The organism is Novacetimonas sp. GS1 (assembly GCF_036686925.1).
Classification (GTDB): domain Bacteria; phylum Pseudomonadota; class Alphaproteobacteria; order Acetobacterales; family Acetobacteraceae; genus Novacetimonas; species Novacetimonas hansenii.
Genome location: NZ_VSZP01000001.1, coordinates 2,326,212 through 2,346,104, shown reverse-complemented (window position 1 = coordinate 2,346,104; position 19,893 = coordinate 2,326,212). Strand labels below are relative to the sequence as shown.

At 52.4% G+C, this 19,893-nt stretch carries 14 protein-coding genes; 9 read left to right on the top strand and 5 right to left on the bottom strand.

Going from position 1 to position 19,893, the window contains the following annotated elements; all coding sequences use genetic code 11:
- Positions 1-59: 59 nt before the first annotated feature.
- A complete protein-coding gene (locus FYB92_RS10375) occupies positions 60-1,079 on the bottom strand; it encodes a LacI family DNA-binding transcriptional regulator (RefSeq protein WP_081380443.1) in 1,020 nt (339 codons plus the stop codon).
- A gap of 255 nt (positions 1,080-1,334) precedes the next feature.
- Between FYB92_RS10375 and FYB92_RS10370 the strand changes: the two genes are divergently transcribed.
- The 4 genes from FYB92_RS10370 to FYB92_RS10355 all read left to right on the top strand — a co-directional run bounded on the left by FYB92_RS10370 (position 1,335) and on the right by FYB92_RS10355 (position 6,047).
- Positions 1,335-2,291, top strand: coding sequence for a sugar kinase (locus FYB92_RS10370; protein WP_062810118.1), 957 nt, complete (start codon positions 1,335-1,337; stop codon positions 2,289-2,291).
- Entirely contained in the window at positions 2,288-3,568 is a 1,281-nt protein-coding gene (locus tag FYB92_RS10365) for a D-tagatose-bisphosphate aldolase, class II, non-catalytic subunit (protein ID WP_332828604.1), read from the top strand. The genes FYB92_RS10370 and FYB92_RS10365 overlap by 4 nt, the downstream gene beginning before the upstream one ends.
- 185 nt (positions 3,569-3,753) lie before the next feature.
- Positions 3,754-4,524, top strand: a complete 771-nt coding sequence (locus tag FYB92_RS10360) for an L-iditol 2-dehydrogenase (RefSeq protein ID WP_062810116.1) — start codon at positions 3,754-3,756, stop codon at positions 4,522-4,524.
- A gap of 74 nt (positions 4,525-4,598) precedes the next feature.
- Positions 4,599-6,047 carry a sugar porter family MFS transporter gene (locus FYB92_RS10355; protein ID WP_332828603.1) on the top strand — a complete coding sequence of 483 codons (1,449 nt, stop codon included), beginning with the start codon at positions 4,599-4,601 and terminating at the stop codon, positions 6,045-6,047.
- Between the two features lie 200 nt (positions 6,048-6,247).
- Here FYB92_RS10355 and FYB92_RS10350 read toward each other — a convergent pair.
- A protein-coding gene (locus FYB92_RS10350; RefSeq protein ID WP_237915129.1) for an IS3 family transposase occupies positions 6,248-7,398 on the bottom strand; the annotation gives its coding sequence in 2 pieces (ribosomal slippage) (positions 6,248-7,140 and positions 7,140-7,398; 1,152 coding nt in all).
- A 329-nt stretch (positions 7,399-7,727) separates the two neighbouring features.
- Between FYB92_RS10350 and FYB92_RS10345 the strand changes: the two genes are divergently transcribed.
- Positions 7,728-9,929, top strand: a complete 2,202-nt coding sequence (locus FYB92_RS10345) for a pyrroloquinoline quinone-dependent dehydrogenase (RefSeq protein ID WP_408902355.1) — start codon at positions 7,728-7,730, stop codon at positions 9,927-9,929.
- A 115-nt stretch (positions 9,930-10,044) separates the two neighbouring features.
- Positions 10,045-10,251 (top strand): hypothetical protein, encoded by a 207-nt coding sequence (locus FYB92_RS10340; RefSeq protein ID WP_003619568.1) that lies wholly within the window; start codon positions 10,045-10,047, stop codon positions 10,249-10,251.
- A gap of 170 nt (positions 10,252-10,421) precedes the next feature.
- Here the strand turns inward: FYB92_RS10340 and FYB92_RS10335 are convergent, their stop codons facing one another.
- From FYB92_RS10335 to FYB92_RS10325, 3 genes are read right to left on the bottom strand one after another with little or no spacing between them, the layout of a single operon-like run.
- The gene (locus tag FYB92_RS10335; protein WP_332828602.1) at positions 10,422-11,894 is read right to left on the bottom strand and encodes an efflux transporter outer membrane subunit; all 1,473 of its coding nucleotides are present in this window, start codon (positions 11,892-11,894) and stop codon (positions 10,422-10,424) included.
- Between the two features lie 2 nt (positions 11,895-11,896).
- On the bottom strand, positions 11,897-13,072 hold the full coding sequence (locus FYB92_RS10330) for an efflux RND transporter periplasmic adaptor subunit (protein ID WP_332828601.1): 1,176 nt from the start codon (positions 13,070-13,072) through the stop codon (positions 11,897-11,899).
- Positions 13,065-16,253 carry an efflux RND transporter permease subunit gene (locus FYB92_RS10325; RefSeq protein ID WP_332828600.1) on the bottom strand — a complete coding sequence of 1,063 codons (3,189 nt, stop codon included), beginning with the start codon at positions 16,251-16,253 and terminating at the stop codon, positions 13,065-13,067. Before FYB92_RS10325 ends, FYB92_RS10330 begins: the two co-directional genes overlap by 8 nt.
- A gap of 410 nt (positions 16,254-16,663) precedes the next feature.
- Between FYB92_RS10325 and FYB92_RS10320 the strand changes: the two genes are divergently transcribed.
- The 3 genes from FYB92_RS10320 (at position 16,664) to FYB92_RS10310 (ending at position 19,779) form a co-directional block, all read left to right on the top strand.
- The gene (locus tag FYB92_RS10320) at positions 16,664-17,446 is read left to right on the top strand and encodes a methyltransferase domain-containing protein (protein ID WP_332828599.1); all 783 of its coding nucleotides are present in this window, start codon (positions 16,664-16,666) and stop codon (positions 17,444-17,446) included.
- A gap of 17 nt (positions 17,447-17,463) precedes the next feature.
- The gene (locus FYB92_RS10315) at positions 17,464-18,210 is read left to right on the top strand and encodes an SDR family oxidoreductase (protein WP_332828598.1); all 747 of its coding nucleotides are present in this window, start codon (positions 17,464-17,466) and stop codon (positions 18,208-18,210) included.
- A 450-nt stretch (positions 18,211-18,660) separates the two neighbouring features.
- On the top strand, positions 18,661-19,779 hold the full coding sequence (locus FYB92_RS10310) for an MFS transporter (protein WP_332829007.1): 1,119 nt from the start codon (positions 18,661-18,663) through the stop codon (positions 19,777-19,779).
- Positions 19,780-19,893: the final 114 nt, after the last annotated feature.

Genomic DNA, 19,893 nt, shown 5'->3' with positions numbered 1-19,893 from the left:
GGGTATATTTGCGATATCATCAAAAAATAATTAATCATGCAAAATATTTTATTGGAGTTTTATGCGGACGACCGCATTATTATCGTTCCCTTTAGTGGTGTTTTAAGGGGAATATGCGTTTTTTTTCCTGAAATTGCCAGCATGAGGATATCAAATGTTCGATTTACCAATCCTTCATAGTCCTGGGCAATTGTTGTAAGGTCCGGGCTGGTAAAGCGGCTTAATGGATGATCGTCATGTCCTGCTACTTTTAATTGACAGGAAGGGCGAATGCCAACCGATATGTTATATTTATAAGCTGCGGAAAGCACCCCAAAGGCAATGCGATCATTGGCGCATAATAAAGTATTGGCGGGGAAACCATTATTTTCAAATGCCATGCAAGCGATTTCAAACCCGATTTGTTCGAAATCCCACGAGCTCTTTTCTATGCCAACAATCATGGGGGGCACACCAGCTTTGTGTGCTGCCACCCGATAGGCAGCAAGGCGTTCTGTTGCATTCTGGTTTATCTTGGGCATATCAATATAGCATGGTGGTTCACCGGTTCTTATTAAATAGTCATATAAAAGACCTATGCTCTGAAAATTATCATTTCCAACAAATGGTATATCAGTCCCAATATGGCTATCCATAAATACGAGGGATGTCTTCTCTTTAAGTGCCGTGAAAAGAGACGTATTTTTTTTGCTTCCCAAAGGGGCCACGATCGCGCCAGCCAAAGGCAGTGAACGAAGTGTTTCGATCGCTTTGCGTTCGGTATCTTCGTTTCCGTAAGAGCAAAGGATAATTGACCAGTATCCCTCTGCCGCGCATCGTTTTTCAATTTTCGATACAATCTGGGCATAGAATGGATCGGTAATAGTCGGTACCAGAATTCCAATATTTTTGGGTAATTTTCGGTTTAGATTGGTGGCAAACAGATTGGGCCTGTAATCATGTTCATGTAAGGCATTTTCAATTTTTTTTCGTGTCGTGAGCTTAACACTGTCTGGATCGTTAAAATACTTTGATAATGTTGGGCGAGAAATGCCTATTACTTCAGATAACTCATCCATGGTGCGGATATTTTTTGCCACTTCGACCCCAGGTTAAACTTCATAGAGCTATTTTCCTATTTTGCCTATCGGGAACATATTTGCAATCCGATAAACCATATTTTTTCGCGCGTAAATTTTTATGTTGATGCGCGGTGTAATATCGTTAAAGAATGCGGTATCGGATTTCTTGATTCCGGTTGGGGCAACGCTGCGGAGACAGCGAGAGGAGATAAACGTGAAACAACCATGTCGATCCACGCAGACGCATGATGGCTTTCCTATCGGGAAAGCAGCATGACAAAGCGAGTGCTTGCCATTGGCGAGGTGATTGTCGAAATCATGGCGACGAGTTTAGGCAGGGGATTTAGCGAACCAATTGCATTGGTTGGTCCTTTTCCGTCGGGCGCACCAACCATCTTCATCGATCAGGTTGCCCGGCTGGGAGTGCCTGCATCAATGGTTGGTGCTGTTGGCAATGATGATTTTGGCCTTTTGCTGCGTGAACGTCTTGCGTGTGATGGGGTTGATATCGTCGGCCTTCGATCAATTCCGCACGCAGCTACCGGCAGTGCGTTTGTGCGGTATCGCCCTGATGGAGATCGGGATTTTGTATTCAATATCCATGATAGCGCTGCTGCGCGCGTCGTGCTGGATGAAAAAACACGCTCAGTAATCGCGCAGTGTCACCATGTGCATATCATGGGCTCATCGTTGTTTTCTCCTCAGATGGTGTCCGTTATCCAGGCTGCGGTTGATGACGTGAAAAAACGCGGGGGCAGTGTCTCCTTTGACCCCAATGGTCGTAAGGAAATGCTTGATAAGCCCGGAATGCGTGATGCCTTGATGGGATTCCTTGCCCAGACTGATCTGTTTTTACCCAGTGGTGAAGAACTGACCGCATTGACACAGGCTCAGGATGAAGCGGGCGCTTTGGCTGAACTGCTGGATCTTGGCATTTCGGCAGTCGTCATCAAACGTGGCGGAGCGGGGGCGAGCTATTGCGATCGGCAGACAAGAATTGATGTGCCGGGATTGAAGGTAAACGAAATTGACCCGACGGGGGCAGGGGACTGTTTTGGGGCGACGTTCGTTGCCTGCTGGTTGACTGGCAGGATACCCGAAGAGTGTCTGCGTCTGGCAAATGCGAGTGGTGCCATGGCGGTTACCCGGCGCGGCCCAATGGAAGGGACCGCCAGCATGCTGGAACTGGAGGCCTTTCTCGCTACTCGCATGATGGAAATGAATACATGAGTTCAGAAATGTTAATGAAACTGGTTCAAAATAGGCGTGCAGGAAAGTGCTCCGGGATTGTATCTGTATGTTCGGCACATCCTTTGGTGATCGAAGCGGCTTTCCGTCAAGGATTGATGGAAAACACGGCTGTGCTGATCGAGGCGACCTGCAATCAGGTTAATCATCGTGGCGGTTATACCGGCATGACACCTGAAAAATTCCGTATTTTTGTAGAGAAAATCGCCCGGCAAGTCAGTTTTCCGGTGGAACGGATCATAATGGGGGGAGATCACCTGGGTCCTAATCCTTGGAAGAACTTGTCAGCAGATGCGGCAATGACCGAAGCACGGGCCATGGTTGAGGCGTATGCTAAAGCTGGATTTACCAAACTCCATCTCGATACAAGTATGGGGTGCAGCGGCGAGCCGATTGCCCTTTCAGATTCATTGACAGCATCCCGAGCGGCAACGCTGGCAAAAGTTGCGGAAGATACCGTTCGTGAAAGGGGTACGGAAGCACCAGTATATGTGATAGGGACCGAAGTGCCGGTTCCGGGTGGCGCTCTCGAAGCAATTGACAGTCTGGAAGTCACCAAGCCAGACGCGGCAATAGCAACGCTTGATATACATCGTAGGGCTTTTGAGGAGGCCGGTCTATCAGATGCCTTTATTCGTGTTATCGCTGCTGTTGTGCAGCCTGGCGTCGAATTCGGCAATGAGAACGTCATTGTATATGATCGTGAAAAAGCACAGGCACTGAGTGCAAGTCTTGATAGCATGCCGATCCCGATTCTATTTGAGGCACATTCAACCGACTATCAGCCGGAAAAAGCGTTGGCGGCATTGGTGCAGGATGGATTTGCCATCCTGAAAGTCGGGCCTGGTTTGACGTTTGCCCTGCGTGAAGCCCTGTATGGATTGGATCATATTGCCATAGAATTGCAGTTGGAGACTGATAGTACCGGTCTGCGCGTATGTATGGAAAAACTGATGCTGCGTGAGCCGGAATACTGGCAACGTTACTATCATGGATCGGATCAGGCACTTCGTATCCAAAGGCATTTCAGCTATAGCGACCGTATCCGTTATTATTGGACCCACCCTGACGCTATGGCTGCTGTTTCTCGGCTTTTCGGTATGCTGGAAGATGTTGCGATCCCGGAGACGTTGATCAGTCAATATCTCGCACGTGTATATCCCCAAGTTATGAGTGGTCAGTTGGTCCCTGCGCCCCGGGAACTTGTTATTGCGTCAGTCCAGCAGGTATTGGCGGAATATGCAGTTGCGGTGGGATAGGCCAGAGTACCATCGTAATTCATTGTCTGAGCAGATAATGGAAACTGCCTGAATGCATAAAATGCATGCATGATTTCCTAGAGAGCTATGCTTTTGTATGGAAATGCATTCAGGTTTCACTGAATTGGGATCAGGAAAAATAGATATCCAGTTCAGAATAATAAATATGCAACACGGATAAAAAAATGAAACTAAAATCAAAAGTTGCGATTGTTACTGGTGGGGCACAAGGGATTGGTGCCGCTATGGTGCGTGCCCTTGCGAGTGAGGGCGCGCGGGTCATGATTGCGGATCTTGCGCTGGAAAAAGCCAATGCCCTCGCTGGTGAACTTGGCGATGCCGCGCACGCAGTGAAGGTCAATGTCAGCGATAAAGCCTCTGTGGAGGCGATGGTGGCAGAGACCATCCGGGTTTTCGGCCGTGTGGATATCCTGATTAATAACGCCGCTGTCTTTGAACTTTTACCAATCCTTGAGATTACGGAACAAAGTTTCGATAAGCAGTTCAACGTAAATGTCAAAGGTACGCTTTTCTCAATCCAGGCTGTTGCGGCACAGATGATTGTACAGGGCCAGGGAGGAAAAATCATCAATATGGCATCGCAGGCAGGGCGTCGGGGGGAACCGCTGGTTGGAACATATTGTGCCAGCAAAGCAGCCGTTATCAGCTTGACCCAGTCTGCCGGTCTGGCCCTGATCAGCCATGGCATCAACGTTAATGGTATTGCACCAGGGGTGGTCGATACGCCCATGTGGGACGAGGTCGATGCCGGATTTGCAAAATATGAAAACCTGCCATTGGGTGAAAAGAAGCGTCAGGTAGGTCTGGCCGTGCCGGCGGGACGAATGGGACGCCCAGATGATTTTCGCGGCGTTGCGGTTTTCCTTGCCTCATCAGATTCTGATTACATCGTTGCCCAAACATTTAACGTAGATGGTGGCAACTGGATGAGCTGACTGACTGCATCGTAATCCGTCGCCGTGAAGATAACCAAGAAATAAAAATCACGGCACGATCAGGAGGTTTTAACGTGCAGGATACTTGTCCAAATGACCGTAATGCACGCATTGATCTGGCTGTAAAGGCAACACAACCAAGCCCGAATGCCGGTATCGTTCTGGCCGCTGCATCCATTGCAGCGGCCATCTGTGGTGGCCTTTATGGTTATGATACTGGGATTATTTCCGGTGCGCTTTTATCGATGACATCGGAATTCCATCTTGATCATCAGATGCAGGAGATCGTGGCTGCCGCCATTTTGGCTGGTGCTGTCATCGGTGCCTTACTGTCAAGCTGGTCATCCGAACGGTTTGGCAGAAAACATACGATTCTTGCTGTCGCCGCCCTCTTTGCGGTGGGGGCTGTGGCTTGTGGTCTTGCCCCGACGGTTGATGTGCTGATTATCACACGGATCGTATTGGGCATGGCGGTCGGAGCATCGACGCAGGTCGTGCCTATGTATATTTCCGAGTTGGCCCCACATGACCGGCGGGGCACACTTGTTACCGTCTTCAATGTTGCGATTGGTGCCGGGATCGTTTTCGCGAATATTATCGGTTTTGGGCTGCATGAAGTGTGGACATGGCGCAGCATGGTTATGGTTGCCGCCATTCCGGCCGGGATTGTTTTCACGGTTATGTTGTTCATGCCTTACAGTCCGCGCTGGATTGCCGAAAAACAAGGTTTATTCGAAGCGGCCCAGACATTGCAGAAAGTCCGGTCCAGTCATGGTGAGATTCGTCATGAACTGACCCAGATTGATGATATCGAACGCACGGTAAAATCTGACGCCATGGGGTGGCGTGGCATTACCCAGCCATGGGTGCGGCCTGCTCTTGTTGCTGCATTGGGTGTGGCATTTTTTACCCAGTGTGGCGGCCTGGAAATGATGATCTACTACTCCCCGACGTTTCTGCTGAATGCGGGATTTGGCCGGAATGCCGCTCTTCTCTCCAGTGTGGGCGTGGCGCTTGTATATGCGCTGGTGACATTGGCGGGGTGTCTGCTGATTGACCGGATCGGGCGGCGACGACTGATGCTTGTCATGATTCCTGGCTCAGTCCTGAGTTTGATTGGGTTGGGTATCATGTTTGCGTTGGATACGCATGGGGGGCTGGGTGGGATTATGACAATCCTATGCCTGCTTCTTTTCATGATGTTTAATTCAGGGGGTATCCAGATCTGTGGCTGGCTTCTGGGGGCAGAGCTGTTTCCTCTTGAAATGCGAGGGCCAGCAACAGCACTTCATGCGGCGACATTGTGGGGCAGTAATCTGGTCGTAACTGGGACTGCTCTTTCCGTGGTAAATGCGGTTGGTCTCGGCGTAACGATGTGGATCTACGCCAGTATCAATTTGCTGTCTTTTATATTCGTTTTCTTTTTTGTTCCTGAAACCGCCGGTGCATCACTTGAAGATATCGAAAATGCTCTCAGGAATAAAAAATTCTCAAAAGAATTCAATATAAAACAAATTTCATAGGAGTGCATATATATAATTAATAATTAAATAAAATAATTATTGAATAGGGGGGAGTAGTGAAAATAAATAAGCCAAAAACATATACGGATTGGGCAGTCTGTGCTTTAGCCATTTTATTGGTTTTGCTGGGATTGCCTTTGTTTATCATGGGGGTTCAGCTTCTCGTATTGGGAGTGACGTGCCCCCTTTTTTGTATCCACTTAAAAGGAGAGTTCCCGTTTTTTATGGCTTGGGGTTGATGGAATGACAAGGGTCTCGGGGGCATGCCCCCGAGACCCTTGTCTGGCGATCTGATCCGGTGTCCTGCCATCCAGCTGGGAATGGGGACGCACCGTATTGTAGTCTTCCCGCCAGTCAGCCAGAACCTGTCGGGCATGGCTGAGAGACGTGAACAGCGTCTCGTTGAGGCATTCATCCCTCAACCGGCCGTTGAAACTTTCGACAAAGCCGTTCTGTTGCGGTTTCCCGGGGGCGATATAGTGCCATTCAACCTTCATCTCATCCGCCCATTTCAGGATGGCATGGGATGTGAACTCCGTACCGTTGTCGCTGACAATCATGAGGGGTTTGCCATATCGTTCCACCAGGGCCGTCAGTTCCCGCGCCACACGTCCACCTGATAATGACGTGTCGGCAACCAATGCCAGGTTCTTGCGACTGAAATCGTCGATAACAGCCAGAATGCGGAACCGGCGGCCACAGATCAGGGCATCCGAGACAAAATCCAGGCTCCAGCGCTGCCCGGGTTCCTGAGGGATGGTCATGGGAGAACGCGTCCCCAGTGCCCTCTTGCGGCCGCCCCGATGGCGGACTTTCAGCCCTTCCTCCTGGTAAAGACGGAACAGCTTCTTGTGATTGGGGCTGAACCCTTCGCGTGCCAGAAGATAACCCAGGCGGCGATAGCCAAAGCGGCGTCTCTGGCTCGCCAGATCCCGCAGGCGCTGGCGCAGGGTGGCATCATCTGCCCGGGTGGAAACATACCGCGCAACACGCCTGGCAAGACCAACAAGGGCACAGGCGCGACGCTCACTCACCTCCAGAGCCTTTTGAAGGTGTAGGACCGCCTGCCGCTTTGCGACAGGCGTCACCACTTTTTTCCAACAATTTCCTTCAACGCCGCATTATCCAGCATCGCATCCGCCAGGAGACGCTTCAGACGACCGTTTTCATCTTCCAAGGCCTTCAGTCGTTTGGCCTCAGATACCTCAAGGCCACCATAGCGGGTCTTCCATTTGTAAAACGTCGCATCACTGATCCCGTGTTTGCGGCAAAGATCAGAGACCTTGAGCCCAGCCTCCTGTTCCTTCAGCACCCCTATGATCTGCTCTTCCGTAAAACGACTGCGTTTCATTCGTCCGTATCCTTCTCGATCGGACTCTACTTTAAAATGGTTACATTTTCGGGGGGCACGTCAGGAGGGTCAGCTTACTATGCCCTTGCGGGGGCTGCCATTATCGTAAGTGGTGGGCTCATGCTGGCAGGATCTGTTAAGGGGGTCTGGCTATATCTGATGGCCGTAGCGTTGACGTGGCCTTGGGCATTCTGGGAAGTGGGTACTGATGTCTGGGCGTTATTGCCCCGTGTATTTGGTCCCTCACTGCTTGCAATTGCAGTCGTTTTGACCATCCCGGTTTTCCATCGACGTGATGGAGAAAAAACAGTCGTAACAAGGAAAGTCTGATGAAGGTGCATCCTTATTTTCTATCTGGTACGTTCCTTGTTGGATTTTGTACAATTTATTCACTAGCTGGTGTAGGAGAAATACAGGCACAGGAAGCGACGAATGTTGTTCCGCCTGAACCGGGTAATGCGATTTCCAATTCCCCAGGCCAGACATCCGATAGCCGTTTTCAGTCCCCGTCACCAGATACGCCGCAGCCACCGGGCATTAATGCGGCCAATATTCCGGATGGCCCTCCTGCCGCACCGTCCGAACCTACACCGGCAGTGTCACAGGCTGTCGATCATGTTGAACAGGGTGACTGGGTAGCATATGGTCATGACGCGACCGGACAGAAATACTCTCCACTAAAACAGATCACGACTGAAAACGTCACCAGACTCCAGAAGGCATTTGTCTATCATACCGGCAGTCTTCCTCGTCCCGGACAGCAGAATAAATGGGCGGCGGAGACAACACCCATCAAGGTGGGGGATGGTTTGTACATGTGTTCGGCCATGAACGACATGATGAAACTGGACCCTGCGACGGGTAAGGAACTGTGGCGTTATCAGGCGGGTGTAAAATACGAGAGTATTCCTTATACTGCAGCATGCAAGGGGGTGGTGTACTATACATCATCCACAATCCCGCAGGGCCAACCGTGCCATAACCGTATCCTTGAGGGTACGTTGGATATGAGGTTGATTGAAGTCGATGCGGATAGCGGCAAGCTGTGTGATGGATTTGGATATCACGGGCAGGTTAATCTGATGAAGGGTATGGGGTATTCCGTGCCTGGATATGTGTCGGTCACATCTCCACCTCCCATTGTGAACGGAGCCATTATTGCCAATCACGAAGTTCTCGATGGCCAGCGTCGCTGGGCGCCGTCGGGTGTCATTAGGGGATATGATGCGGAAACAGGTCGGTTCCTATGGGCATGGGACGTCAAAAAACCAAATAATCATGGCGAACCTTTAGAAGGTCAGTATTATAGTCGTGGAACTCCGAATTCATGGTCTATCATGACGGGTGACAATGAACTGGGGCAGGTCTATATTCCGATGGGCAGTGCTGCTGCTGATTATTACAGTGCCATGCGTTCCCCTGAAGAAAATGCAGTTTCCACGTCGATTGTAGCTTTGGATGTGAAAACAGGTACGCCACGCTGGGTGTTCCAGACAGTTCATAAAGATGTGTGGGATTATGATATTGGTTCCCAACCAATTATGATTGACCTGCCACAAGGTGATCATACGGTTCCTGCCATCTTTATTCCGGGCAAGCGTGGCCAGAATTTCATTGTTGACCGACGTACAGGTAAGCCCCTTTCACGAGTTGAGGAACGTCCTGTACCGACCGATACGGATGTACCGGGAGACGAGCGTTCCCCAACCCAACCTTATTCGCCCGATGTCCCTGCGTTTGAAGTAACACGGGATCTTAAGGAAACTGACATGTGGGGCATGTCACCGATCGACCAGCTTTACTGTCGCCTTAAATTTCGGCAGGCGCATTATGAAGGTGAATTTACACCGCCACAAATTCATAAGCCGTATATAGAATATCCTGGTTATGATGGCGGCAGTGACTGGGGGAGTATCGCCTATGACTCGACAACAGGCATTCTGGTCGGGAATTGGAATAATACTCCCATGTATGATCAGGTTATTACACGTAAGAAAGCCAATGAGCTGGGCTTGATGGCAGTTGATAATCCAAATTACCGACCTGATCCATCTGCATCGGAAGGGAACGGACCACAGGCAGATACACCCGTTGGCATCTCGGTTTCACCATTTTTGAATAAATATACCGGGATGATGTGCAATGCCCCACCGTATGGCATGTTGACTGCCGTGGATATGCATAGCCGTAAGGTATTGTGGCAGGTACCTTTTGGTTCAGCCCGTGCAAATGGTCCATGGGGATTGGCAACGCATTTACCGCTTACGATTGGTGTTCCCTTAAATGGTGGACCGATCATTACAGCGGGTGGTCTTATCTTTGTGGCTTCGACAACAGATAACCTGATCCATGCTTATAATCTGAAAACCGGGAAAGAAATATGGAATGATGTACTGCCTGGCGGCGGACAAGCAACGCCTATGACGTATGAATATAATGGCAATCAGTATGTCGCCATCATGGCGGGAGGACATCATTTCATGCAGACACCAGTAAGTGATGATCTGGTTGTTTATGCACTGCCTCACTGAATACTGTCGTCGTATATCTGATTGTGCAATAAATCCAATTTTTCAGATATAAGGATTGAAGAACCATCAGTTGATGTCTTTGTCATCGAATGTGCGGTGCAAGGAATAATGATTGATGGTTCTGTTCAATGCTATCTGTCAGAAGTGGCACCTGCTTTTTGTCGCCGGGGAACAGGCGCATTCGCGTGGGTTTGGCGAAGATGCCCATCAACATGCCGTCAAACCCCAGGAACTTTATATCGTTCCGTTTTTCGAAAGCGCCTTGGGTAGCATAGAGATTGCTTGTGATTGCAGATGTCGGGCGCGCGGCTTCACGTCGTGACCTGAGGAACGTCATGGACAGTGCGATATTGGTGCTGCGGTGCAGGTCGCGGCATCTGACCGTGACAATCGGGGCGGGCTATCCCCGAACCGGCTATCGGCTTCAATCATATATGTCCTGCATATAGCTGCGTGCCATAGTTCTGGGGGGATGTGGGGGGAGGGACATATTCAAAGGATATGCTCAGCAAGAGGAGCCTTGCGGGCCGCAATTTCCTTACCCCAACCACCGCCAAGCGCCTTGTAGAGGGTTACACTGTTCGATAGTGCCTGAAGCTGCGTTGTAATGGCTGTGAGTTCGGCAGTATACCATGCTCTTTGGGCGACAAGTGTCGCAAGATAGGGGTCATAGCCAGCCCGGAATCTCTGCAGGGCGAGGGTATATTGTCGTTGGGTGGCAGAAACTGACGCCTGTTGGGCCGTCATCTGTCCGACATAGGTTTCCCGTCCGACCAGTGCATCGGCGACTTCCCGGAATGCGGCCTGGATCGTCCGTTCATAGCGCGCCATCTCTTCTCGTTTACGCGCATGCGCCTGCTTGAGCTGGGCTGTCAGCCGACCCGCGTCGAAGAGGGGCAGGGTGATCTGTGGGGCGACGTTCCAGGCTCCCATGCCGCTTTGAAAGAGGCGGGTAATATTGTTGCTTGCCGTTCCATTGGCGGCCGTGATCTGGATTTTTGGGAAAAATTCGGCCCGGGCTGCACCGATATCGTCATTGGCGGCCCGTAACTCGCCTTCTGAGGCCGCGATATCCGGGCGTCGGGCAATCATATCGGACGGCAGGCCAGCCGGGATATTTGGGAATGCCGTGACGCGATCAAGTGATGTTTTGGCGTTCATTGACTGGATGGTGGCGTCGGACAGGGGGGTACCCACCAGCAACGTCAACTGATCGAGGGTTTCCGCACGTTGGCGTGTATAGATCTGTAGATCTGTTTCAGCATCATGCAGGGCGGCTTCGGCTTCAGCTACGTCAAGTTGCGTGCCGGTGCCGACAGTGGCCGTCTGTTTGACAAGGTCATAGGTATGGCGCCTGTTTTCCAGTACATTCTGTGTGACCGTAACTGCCTGATTATTGGCAATCCAGTTCAGCATGGCCGTCGCCACACTTGAAATAATGCTCAGGCGCATGGCCTGCTGAGTAAGTGCGCTGGCCATATAGCGGTCGAACGCTGCACGGGATGCGCTGCGGATACGTCCCCACAAATCGACCTCATAAGCGGAAACGCCAAAACCAACTGCATATTGCCGCATATAAATAGGTTCATTCGTGCGGGAAAGGCTCCAGATATGAGAATTCATTTTCTGGATATTGGCGCCTGCCGTGCCGTTCAGGGTCGGGAAGAGGGCGGCATTTTCAATGTCGAATTGTGAACTGGCGGCCCGTGTCTGCTGTTGGGCAATATGTAGGTCCCTGTTATTTTGCAGGGCCGTGGCGATCAGGTTCTGCATGACCGGGTCACGGTAAAACTCCCGCCAGTCCTGCATAAGCGCCGTATCATTCTTGAGTGGCGGAGTGCTTTTGCCGTCAGATGGCCAGGTTGTCGAAACCGGTGCGGCCGGTCTGTGATAATGTGGGATCATGGTGCAGCCGCCGAGCATCGCTGACAGCGCAATCCCGTGAAGAAAGAGCGAGGACCGCACGATCAGATCACCTTCAGGTTTTTGTCAAGTTGTGGTGCAACAGTGCTGCCGTCATGCAGTGCGGAAGGAGGATGGACCACAAGCTGGCTTCCCTCGGGAAGGCCGTCGAGGATTTCCAGCCTGTCACCGAAATCCCGCCCGACCTTGACCTTGTGGATCGTCACCTTGTTATCAGTGCCGACCGTTTCGACCGAAAGCCCGTCAGCCTCATAGTTCAGGGCTTCTGAAGGAATCATGATAACGGGCGTTGCGCGCGGGAAATCAAAATGGATTGTCACGTAAAGCCCTGCTGTCAGGCGACCATCGTGATTGTCGATCTCGATCTCCACAGGCAGCATCCGGCTGCCCTGTTCCAGGGCATGACCCGTGCGCGTCACTGTTCCACGGAAGGTCTGTCCTGGCCGTTCCGGTACCACGATGGAGGCTGGTTCGCCTACCTTGAGCGTCAGGGCGGCATCTTGGGGCACATGGACACGTACGCGAAGACGGTCGGTGCGTGTTACCACAAAGAGTGGTCGCACCTGCGTAGCGTCGGCGCTGACCAGGTCGCCCGCTTCGATATTCCTGATGGTGATAACCCCGTCATAAGGGGCTCTTACTGTCGTGTAGGACTGGCGTTGTGCCGTTTCGGCAAGAACGGCATTGGCCGCTGCCTGTTCGGCCTGGCGTGCCCGTTGGGTCAGGCGGTCCACATCGAAATTCTGTTTGCTGACCGCCCCGCCGCCGACCAACCCGCCTGAGCGCCGCGCCGTAACGCCCGCCAGGTCCAGATTGGCGCGTGCCTGTGCCAACGTGGCCTGTGCCTGTTCGACACGATGGTCAAGTTCGGGGGCACGAATGATCGCGAGAACCTGTCCGGTATGCACCGGCGTACCGATATCCACCAATCGTGTTTCGATATAGCCTGACGCGCGGGCGTTGATCGCCGAGGTTTCTAGGCCCACCGTTTCCCCTGGCAGATCGAGTGGCACGGCGCTGGTCGATACACGTGCGATCATGGTCCGGACATCAGGGATCTGCTGGCTGCGTTCGGCGGCAATGCTGCGTGCTATGGCCGCGCGTTCGACATGCAGGTAGACCCCGTATCCGATCGCGACGATAATCCCCGTCCCGGCGAGGAGGCTGGCGGACAGCGGCCTGCGCGTACGACTGGCGCGTGGGGGAACGGGGTCAGACATTCTCATATTCCTCAAGTATGCGGGTCTCGTTCCGGCGCAGGCGGCTGTAGAGCCAGGGGACGATAAAGAGGGTCGTGCAGGTTCCGATCATCAGCCCACCGATCACGGCACGACCCAGCGGTGCGTTCTGTTCGCCGCCGTCCCCAAGACCGAGCGACATCGGCAACATTCCGATTATCATCGCCAGGGACGTCATCAGGATTGGCCGTAGACGTTCCCGACCGGCCTCCATTGCGGCTTGCATGGCATTCAGTCCGTGCGCGCGGCGCTCCTTTGCAAAGGTGACGAGAAGGATGGAGTTCGCGCTCGCGACACCAACGCTCATGATCGCGCCCATAAGGGAGGGGACAGAGAAAGTGGTTCCTGTCACGAAAAGCATGAGTACGATGCCGCACATGGCTCCCGGCAGGCCGAGTATGACCACCAGCGGGTCCATAAAGGACTGGAAATTGACGACCATGAGCAGGTAGACCGCGATGGCCGCCACCAGCAGGCCGATTTCGAGACGCGTGAACGACGTGTTCATGCTGTCGATCTGTCCTGCAATCTCAATATTATTACCAGGCTTCAGCTCAGATCTATGCCGCATTACAATCCGACCGATATCGTGTGCAATGCTCCCGAGGTCACGATTTTCGGCGCTGGCATCAATGTCCAGAACGGGTTGGATGTTGCTGTGGGAAATTACGTCAGGGGCCACCGTGCGTTCAATGGTGGCGACATTCCTTAACAGGGTGGGGACAGATGTGGCCTGGGATGCGTTTCCGGCCACGACCAGCTTGCCCAGGTCATCAACGGTATTGACCTGATATTGCGGTGTCTGCACAGCGACCGGATACAGCGTTCCCATCTGCGGGTCAGGCCAGAAGTTCGGTGTGACGGTATTGGAAGAAGCCTGTGAGACCATCACGCTACGTGCGACATCGTTCATTACCAGATTGAGGTCCTGCGCGCGTTCACGGTCGATCGATACATTCAGGGCCGGCGCTGCGAGTTGCTGGTGCAGATGTACATCCACCAGACCACGCACATGACGCATCTCCGCCATGATTTTATCCATGACAACACGGTTATTCGCCTGATCATATCCCGTAATCCGGACGTCAATCTGGGAAGTCAGGCCGAAATTGAGGATCTGTGTCACCATGTCGGCGGGTTGGAAGTAAAACACGACATCAGGGAACCGCTTGGCCAGCACAGTGCGCAGGCGGCTGATATATTGCGCGGTGGGGTGATGGTTTTCCGTTAATGCCACCATAATCTGTCCGTCATTCGGGCCAATTGTGGAGCCATCGTCAAATGGCATGGAATAGCGAAAGGGAATGCCAATATCATCAAGCACCAGTTCGCGTTCATTTGTGGGAACGATTTCCCGGATTGTATCTTCGACCTGATCGAAAATCCGTTCTGTCGTTTCGATCCGGGTCCCGGCAGGTGCGCGGACATGAAGCTTGAATTCGCCTGCATCTATACTCGGAAAGAAGTCCTGCCCAACCTGTGTTGCAAGCAGCACGGCCCCCAAGATGAAGATCCCCCCCAGCGCCGGGGCTTTCCATGTGCTTTGCAGAAGGGCGGAAAGCGCATTTTCATAACGCGTGCGAAGACGTTCGAACCGGGCGTCGAATTTCGCACCGAAACGTTCGAATACCGTAGGTGGCTTGCCTGTTTCCTTGCGGCGTTTTCTGGCCTGTTCTTCGGAGCGCAGGAGAAGGGCTGCAAAAATCGGTACAAGTGTCCGGCTGATGGCGTAGGAGGCCAGCATGGCATACACTACGGCCAGTGCCATGGGTGTAAACAGGAACCTTGATGGTCCTGTCAGGAACTCGACGGACACAAATACGCATGAAATTGCCAGCGTTGACACAAGAGTTGGCAGTGCAATACCCGCGGCACCATCCAGTACGGCCCTGCGCAGTTCGGCGCCATCATGATGCAGGCGATGGATGTTCTCGATCGTGACCGTTGCGTCATCAACAAGGATACCCACAGCCAGTGCCAGACCGCCCAGCGTCATCAGGTTCAGGGTTTCACCGGTTGCAGACAGGATGGCAATCGAAGAAAGAATGGCAAGCGGAATAGACACGGCGACGATCAATGTCGAACGCCAGCTCGACAGGAACGCAAGGATCATGGCAGCAGTCAGCAGCCCGGCGATGATGGCTTCTGACGCAACCCCCTTGATTGCCGCCTTGACGAACAGGGATTGGTCAAACAGTTCGTCAATCTTCATGCCAGGCGGTGCGGCAGCCCGGGAAATCGGTAGCACGGTGTTACGCATGGCGTTGACGACGGCAAGTGTGGAGGCATTCCCGGCCTTCATGATTCGTAACAGGACAGAACGCTGACCTTCACGGCGGACAATGTTGTGCTGTACTTCCCAGCCATCACGAACCTGTGCAACATCGCGGATACGGATGATGGCGCCTGTCACGGGATCTTTGCGCAGGGGAATATTATTCAACTGTGCAGAAAAATAGGGGATGCCGTTCATCTGGATGTTATATTGCGATGGCCCGAATTTTACCGTTCCACCGGGCAGCGTCAGGTTCTGGGCATTGATGGCGTTGGACACATCCAGTGGACTGATCTTTAGGGCCTGCAGCTTGGTCGGGTCGATATCGACCATGATCTGGCGGATCTTGCCTCCGTGTGGGGGAGGCAACAGCGTGCCTGGAACCGGGGCCATCTGCTGGCGCAGGCGATACACGCCATAGTCGTACAGTTCGCTTTCGCTGAGTTTGTCGGAAGACAGGGAAAGCTGACGGACCGCAACACTTGATGCGCTGTACTGCATGATAATGGGGGGTTGCACACCGGGGGGAAGCTGGGCGCGGATCGACTGTGTCGCGGCCACTGTCTGGCCGAGTGCCACGCCAATATCCACGCCAGGTTGGAAATACAGCTTTTGAAGTACCAGGCCCGGTGTTGTCTGGCTTTCGATTGTCCGTAGGTTATTGACAAAAAAACTATGGGAAAATTCCGTATAGGTACTGATGCGCTTTTCGGTTTCTGGTGCTGACAGGCCGTCATAATACCAGACGACAGTAACGACCGGGATGTCGATATTCGGGAAAATATCGGTTGGTGTCCTGAAGATGGCCGAAATGCCAAGCAGAAGGATCAGCACTCCCCCAACGATAAAAGTATATGGCTTTCGGAGCGCAAGACCAACAATGCCCATGAATTGGCAATTTCCTCTTTTCGCATCTGGTGGGGGATAACTGTGGAAAATTGATTGCCATGTTGCGCGATGTCAGATGGCATCGGTATTGATGCATGAATGGTCATAGTAATTTATCCCATCTTCTTACGACTAGCCGCTATATTTTGAATATGATTATGAATTTCATTCATTAATCATCCACAGGATATGGAGCCCTGAAAATTCTGTCTGGATAAAATGAAGTATTGCGTCATTGATGCGCCTCTCTGATATTTGTCGAGGGAATGCATCATGAGACGGCCTGACTGTCGCATTCATGAGCACAATCGAAGGGCGTATGCGTCTACAGGGGGCTAATCGCGCTTGTGATGAAACCCTATATAGGGAAATATCAGGGATTCTGGCATAGGAACGGATATAGAAAAATCATGAAAGCAATTTATCCTCTCGTATGCGCGGTTGCCATGACCATGACAGGGCAGGCATTGGCGGCGCCGACGCTGGAACAGGCTGTTCATTCTTCCACCCGGGATGCCAAGTTTATCGCGCGCGATCCAATCCGGCATCCTGTGGAGGAATTGCATTTTTTTGGTCTGCGCCCTGATGCCCGCGTTGTGGAAATCTGGCCGGGAGGAGGATACTGGACGCAGATCCTTGGTCCCTATTTGCACGATCGGGGGAGCTATACTCTGGCGTTTGGTCCCGAAGATGGGGCCGGTTCCGCTTTTAGCAAGATGCTGGCCGCACATCCGCAACTTGCGCAGACGTTCAGGACCACACGGTTTGATGGCGAACATCTTGATTTCGCCCCGCCTGACAGTGCCGATCTTGTTTTGACATTCCGTAACCTTCATAACTGGATGGAAGCCGGGAACGCGCCACAGATGCTCGCGGCAATCCACCGGGTTCTCAGGTCGGGGGGAATATTCGGTGTTGAAGACCATCGCGGCCATACGGATGCCGTGCAGGATCCGCATGCGGGTGATGGGTATGTGCGCCAGTCTTATGCGATCTCACTGATTGAAAAAGCAGGGTTCAAGCTGGTTGGTACGTCGGAAATCAATGCCAATCCGCGTGATACGGCCAACTGGCCAAAAGGCGTGTGGACACTACCGCCGACCTTTGCCCTTGGGGACACGGATCGTGCCAAATATGCCGCGATCGGGGAGGGGGATAATTTTGTCCTCAAATTCCAGAAAATCGACCGTTAAAAATACGGAGAATGATCATGAATAACAATGTTGCGGACAAGATCGTTGTCATTACGGGGGCAAGCAGCGGTCTGGGGGCGCAAGCCGCACGGCACCTGGCTGGGTTGGGGGGCACTGTTGTACTTGGTGCGCGGCGCGAAGACCGTATCAAAACACTTGCCGACAGTATCCTTGCCAAAGGTGGCAAGGCTCTGGCGATTGAAACGGACGTGACGGACCGTGCCTCGGTCCAGAAACTTGTTGATACGGCCGTCAAAACTTATGGCCGCATTGACGTGCTTCTGAATAATGCAGGGGTTATGCCTTTGTCGCCACTCGAAAAACTGCGCGTTGATGAGTGGGACTTGATGATTGATGTCAATATCAAAGGCGTCCTGTATGGCATTGCGGCAGCTCTGCCCCATATGAAAGCACAGAAGAGCGGCCATATCATCAACGTATCGTCTGTCGCAGGCCATCGCGTTCTTGAAAACAGTGCTGTGTATTCGGCCACAAAATTTGCTGTCCGTGCTCTTTCGGAAGGACTGCGGGGAGAAGTGAAGCCGTATAACATGCGCACGACGGTCATTTCACCGGGGGCGGTTCAGTCTGAACTGCTTAATGGCATCCATGATGAAGCAACTGCCGAACAGCTCCAGAAGTTTGTGCCGAATATTGCTATTGGTGCTGACTCGTTTGCAAGATGCGTGGCATTCGCCATTAATCAGCCGGAAGATGTCGATATCAACGAAATTCTTTTCCGTCCTACCAGGCAACAGATTTAAGATGGGGCAGCTTATATAAATTTATTGTGGATGCGCCGTATGCCTGGACATTGCGGCCCATTTGCATAAGACCATGAAGAAATTATCGGCAGCTTCTGCCTGAGTGCCGGCACATGTCCTGATATCTGTCGGCACAGCATAATACCAGCCCCAGAGCATTCATGAATATAATTCATGATAGTACTCGTTTTATTGGGGCTAGTCTATATGCCATTCATTCCTTATGTCTTCTATCACACCTCACCTGCCACAATGCATGAGATAGGCTGGCACATGGCAATAATGTGTCTGATGGATGGTGCCTTGTTGATCTCTTGCATGATTATGAGGGAGGTCCATGGGTGTAAATGATCGTAATATTGAGGCAGAATGGACACTATCTCTCAAACAGCTCCTGAAATGATCCAGAATGCCGATAGTCAGGCAGGGTCTTGGGGCGCCGTGCTTGCCATGTCTCTGGGGGCCTTTGCGCTCGTTGCATCCGAATTCATGCCTGTCAGCCTTCTGACCCCGATTGCAGCGGATCTTCATATCAGTGAAGGGCAGGCGGGACAGGCCATTTCGGTATCCGGCGCATTTGCGGTCCTGACAAGTCTGTGTATTGCATCGCTTGCCAAGGGCGTGAATCGCAAGACGCTGTTACTGGCCCTCATTGGTATGATGATTGTTTCCGGGACAGTTGTGTCCCTTGCACCGAACTATATCATCTTCATGTTCGGGCGGGCGATGATCGGTGTCGTGATCGGCGGTTTCTGGTCGATGTCGGCTGCTACGGCCATGCGCCTTGTCGAAGATCATCATGTGCCACGTGCGCTTGCGATCCTGAATGGTGGAAATGCCCTTGCGACGGTTATTGCGGCGCCCGCCGGAAGTTTTCTGGGTAGTCTTATTGGATGGCGCGGTGCATTTTTCTGCGTGGTGCCTGTGGCTGTCATTGTTTTCGCCTGGCAGGGTCTCAGCCTTCCGTCCATGCCCAGTGAGCGTCACCGACACTCTGCAAGCGTTTTTGCTCTGTTGACGCGACCGATCGTCAGAATGGGAATGGTCGCGGTCAGTCTCTTTTTCATGGGACAGTTCACACTTTTTACATATGTCAGGCCATTTCTTGAAACAGTTGCCCATGTCGATGTGTCCACCCTGTCGCTGATCCTGCTGTTGATGGGGGTTTCCGGCTTTGTTGGTACTGTGCTGATCGGGGGGGCATTGAAAAAAAGTGTCTATCCGGTTCTGATCGTCATTCCGCTCCTGATGGCCATCATGGCCGTCGGCCTCATTGTGCTGGGGAAATGGGTTGTCGTTTCTGCCATGATACTGACTGTATGGGGCCTGTTTGCGACATCAGCGCCTGTGGGATGGTGGACGTGGCTGGCCCGTACGCTTCCGCAGGATGCAGAAGCCGGAGGTGGGCTTATGGTTGCCGTCGTCCAGCTTGCCATCACGCTGGGGGCGACCTGTGGGGGCCTCCTCTTTGATGGGATCGGTTATCAGGCCACATTTGCCGCCAGTGCGCTTGTGCTTGTGATTGCGGCACTACTGGCGTTTGCAACGATGAAGACAGGGCATGCCTGACCATGACGATGTAAGGCGGATGCAGGCATATCTGCCACCGGGGCAGAAAAGGTTAGGTTTTTATAGGGGGTGCAGAAATATTTCTGTATTTACTGGATATTTCCGATCAATGTC

Excerpts from the sequence above, each read along its gene's own strand:
- FYB92_RS10310 (WP_332829007.1), top strand. The coding sequence starts at position 18,661 with ATGTCTCTGGGGGCCTTTGCGCTCGTTGCATCCGAATTCATGCCTGTC.
- FYB92_RS10370 (WP_062810118.1), top strand. The coding sequence starts at position 1,335 with ATGACAAAGCGAGTGCTTGCCATTGGCGAGGTGATTGTCGAAATCATG.
- FYB92_RS10320 (WP_332828599.1), top strand. The coding sequence starts at position 16,664 with ATGAAAGCAATTTATCCTCTCGTATGCGCGGTTGCCATGACCATGACA.
- FYB92_RS10330 (WP_332828601.1), bottom strand. The coding sequence starts at position 13,072 with ATGTCTGACCCCGTTCCCCCACGCGCCAGTCGTACGCGCAGGCCGCTG.
- FYB92_RS10365 (WP_332828604.1), top strand. The coding sequence starts at position 2,288 with ATGAGTTCAGAAATGTTAATGAAACTGGTTCAAAATAGGCGTGCAGGA.
- FYB92_RS10345 (WP_408902355.1), top strand. The coding sequence starts at position 7,728 with ATGAAGGTGCATCCTTATTTTCTATCTGGTACGTTCCTTGTTGGATTT.
- FYB92_RS10340 (WP_003619568.1), top strand. The coding sequence starts at position 10,045 with ATGGTTCTGTTCAATGCTATCTGTCAGAAGTGGCACCTGCTTTTTGTC.
- FYB92_RS10315 (WP_332828598.1), top strand. The coding sequence starts at position 17,464 with ATGAATAACAATGTTGCGGACAAGATCGTTGTCATTACGGGGGCAAGC.
- FYB92_RS10360 (WP_062810116.1), top strand. The coding sequence starts at position 3,754 with ATGAAACTAAAATCAAAAGTTGCGATTGTTACTGGTGGGGCACAAGGG.
- FYB92_RS10325 (WP_332828600.1), bottom strand. The coding sequence starts at position 16,253 with ATGGGCATTGTTGGTCTTGCGCTCCGAAAGCCATATACTTTTATCGTT.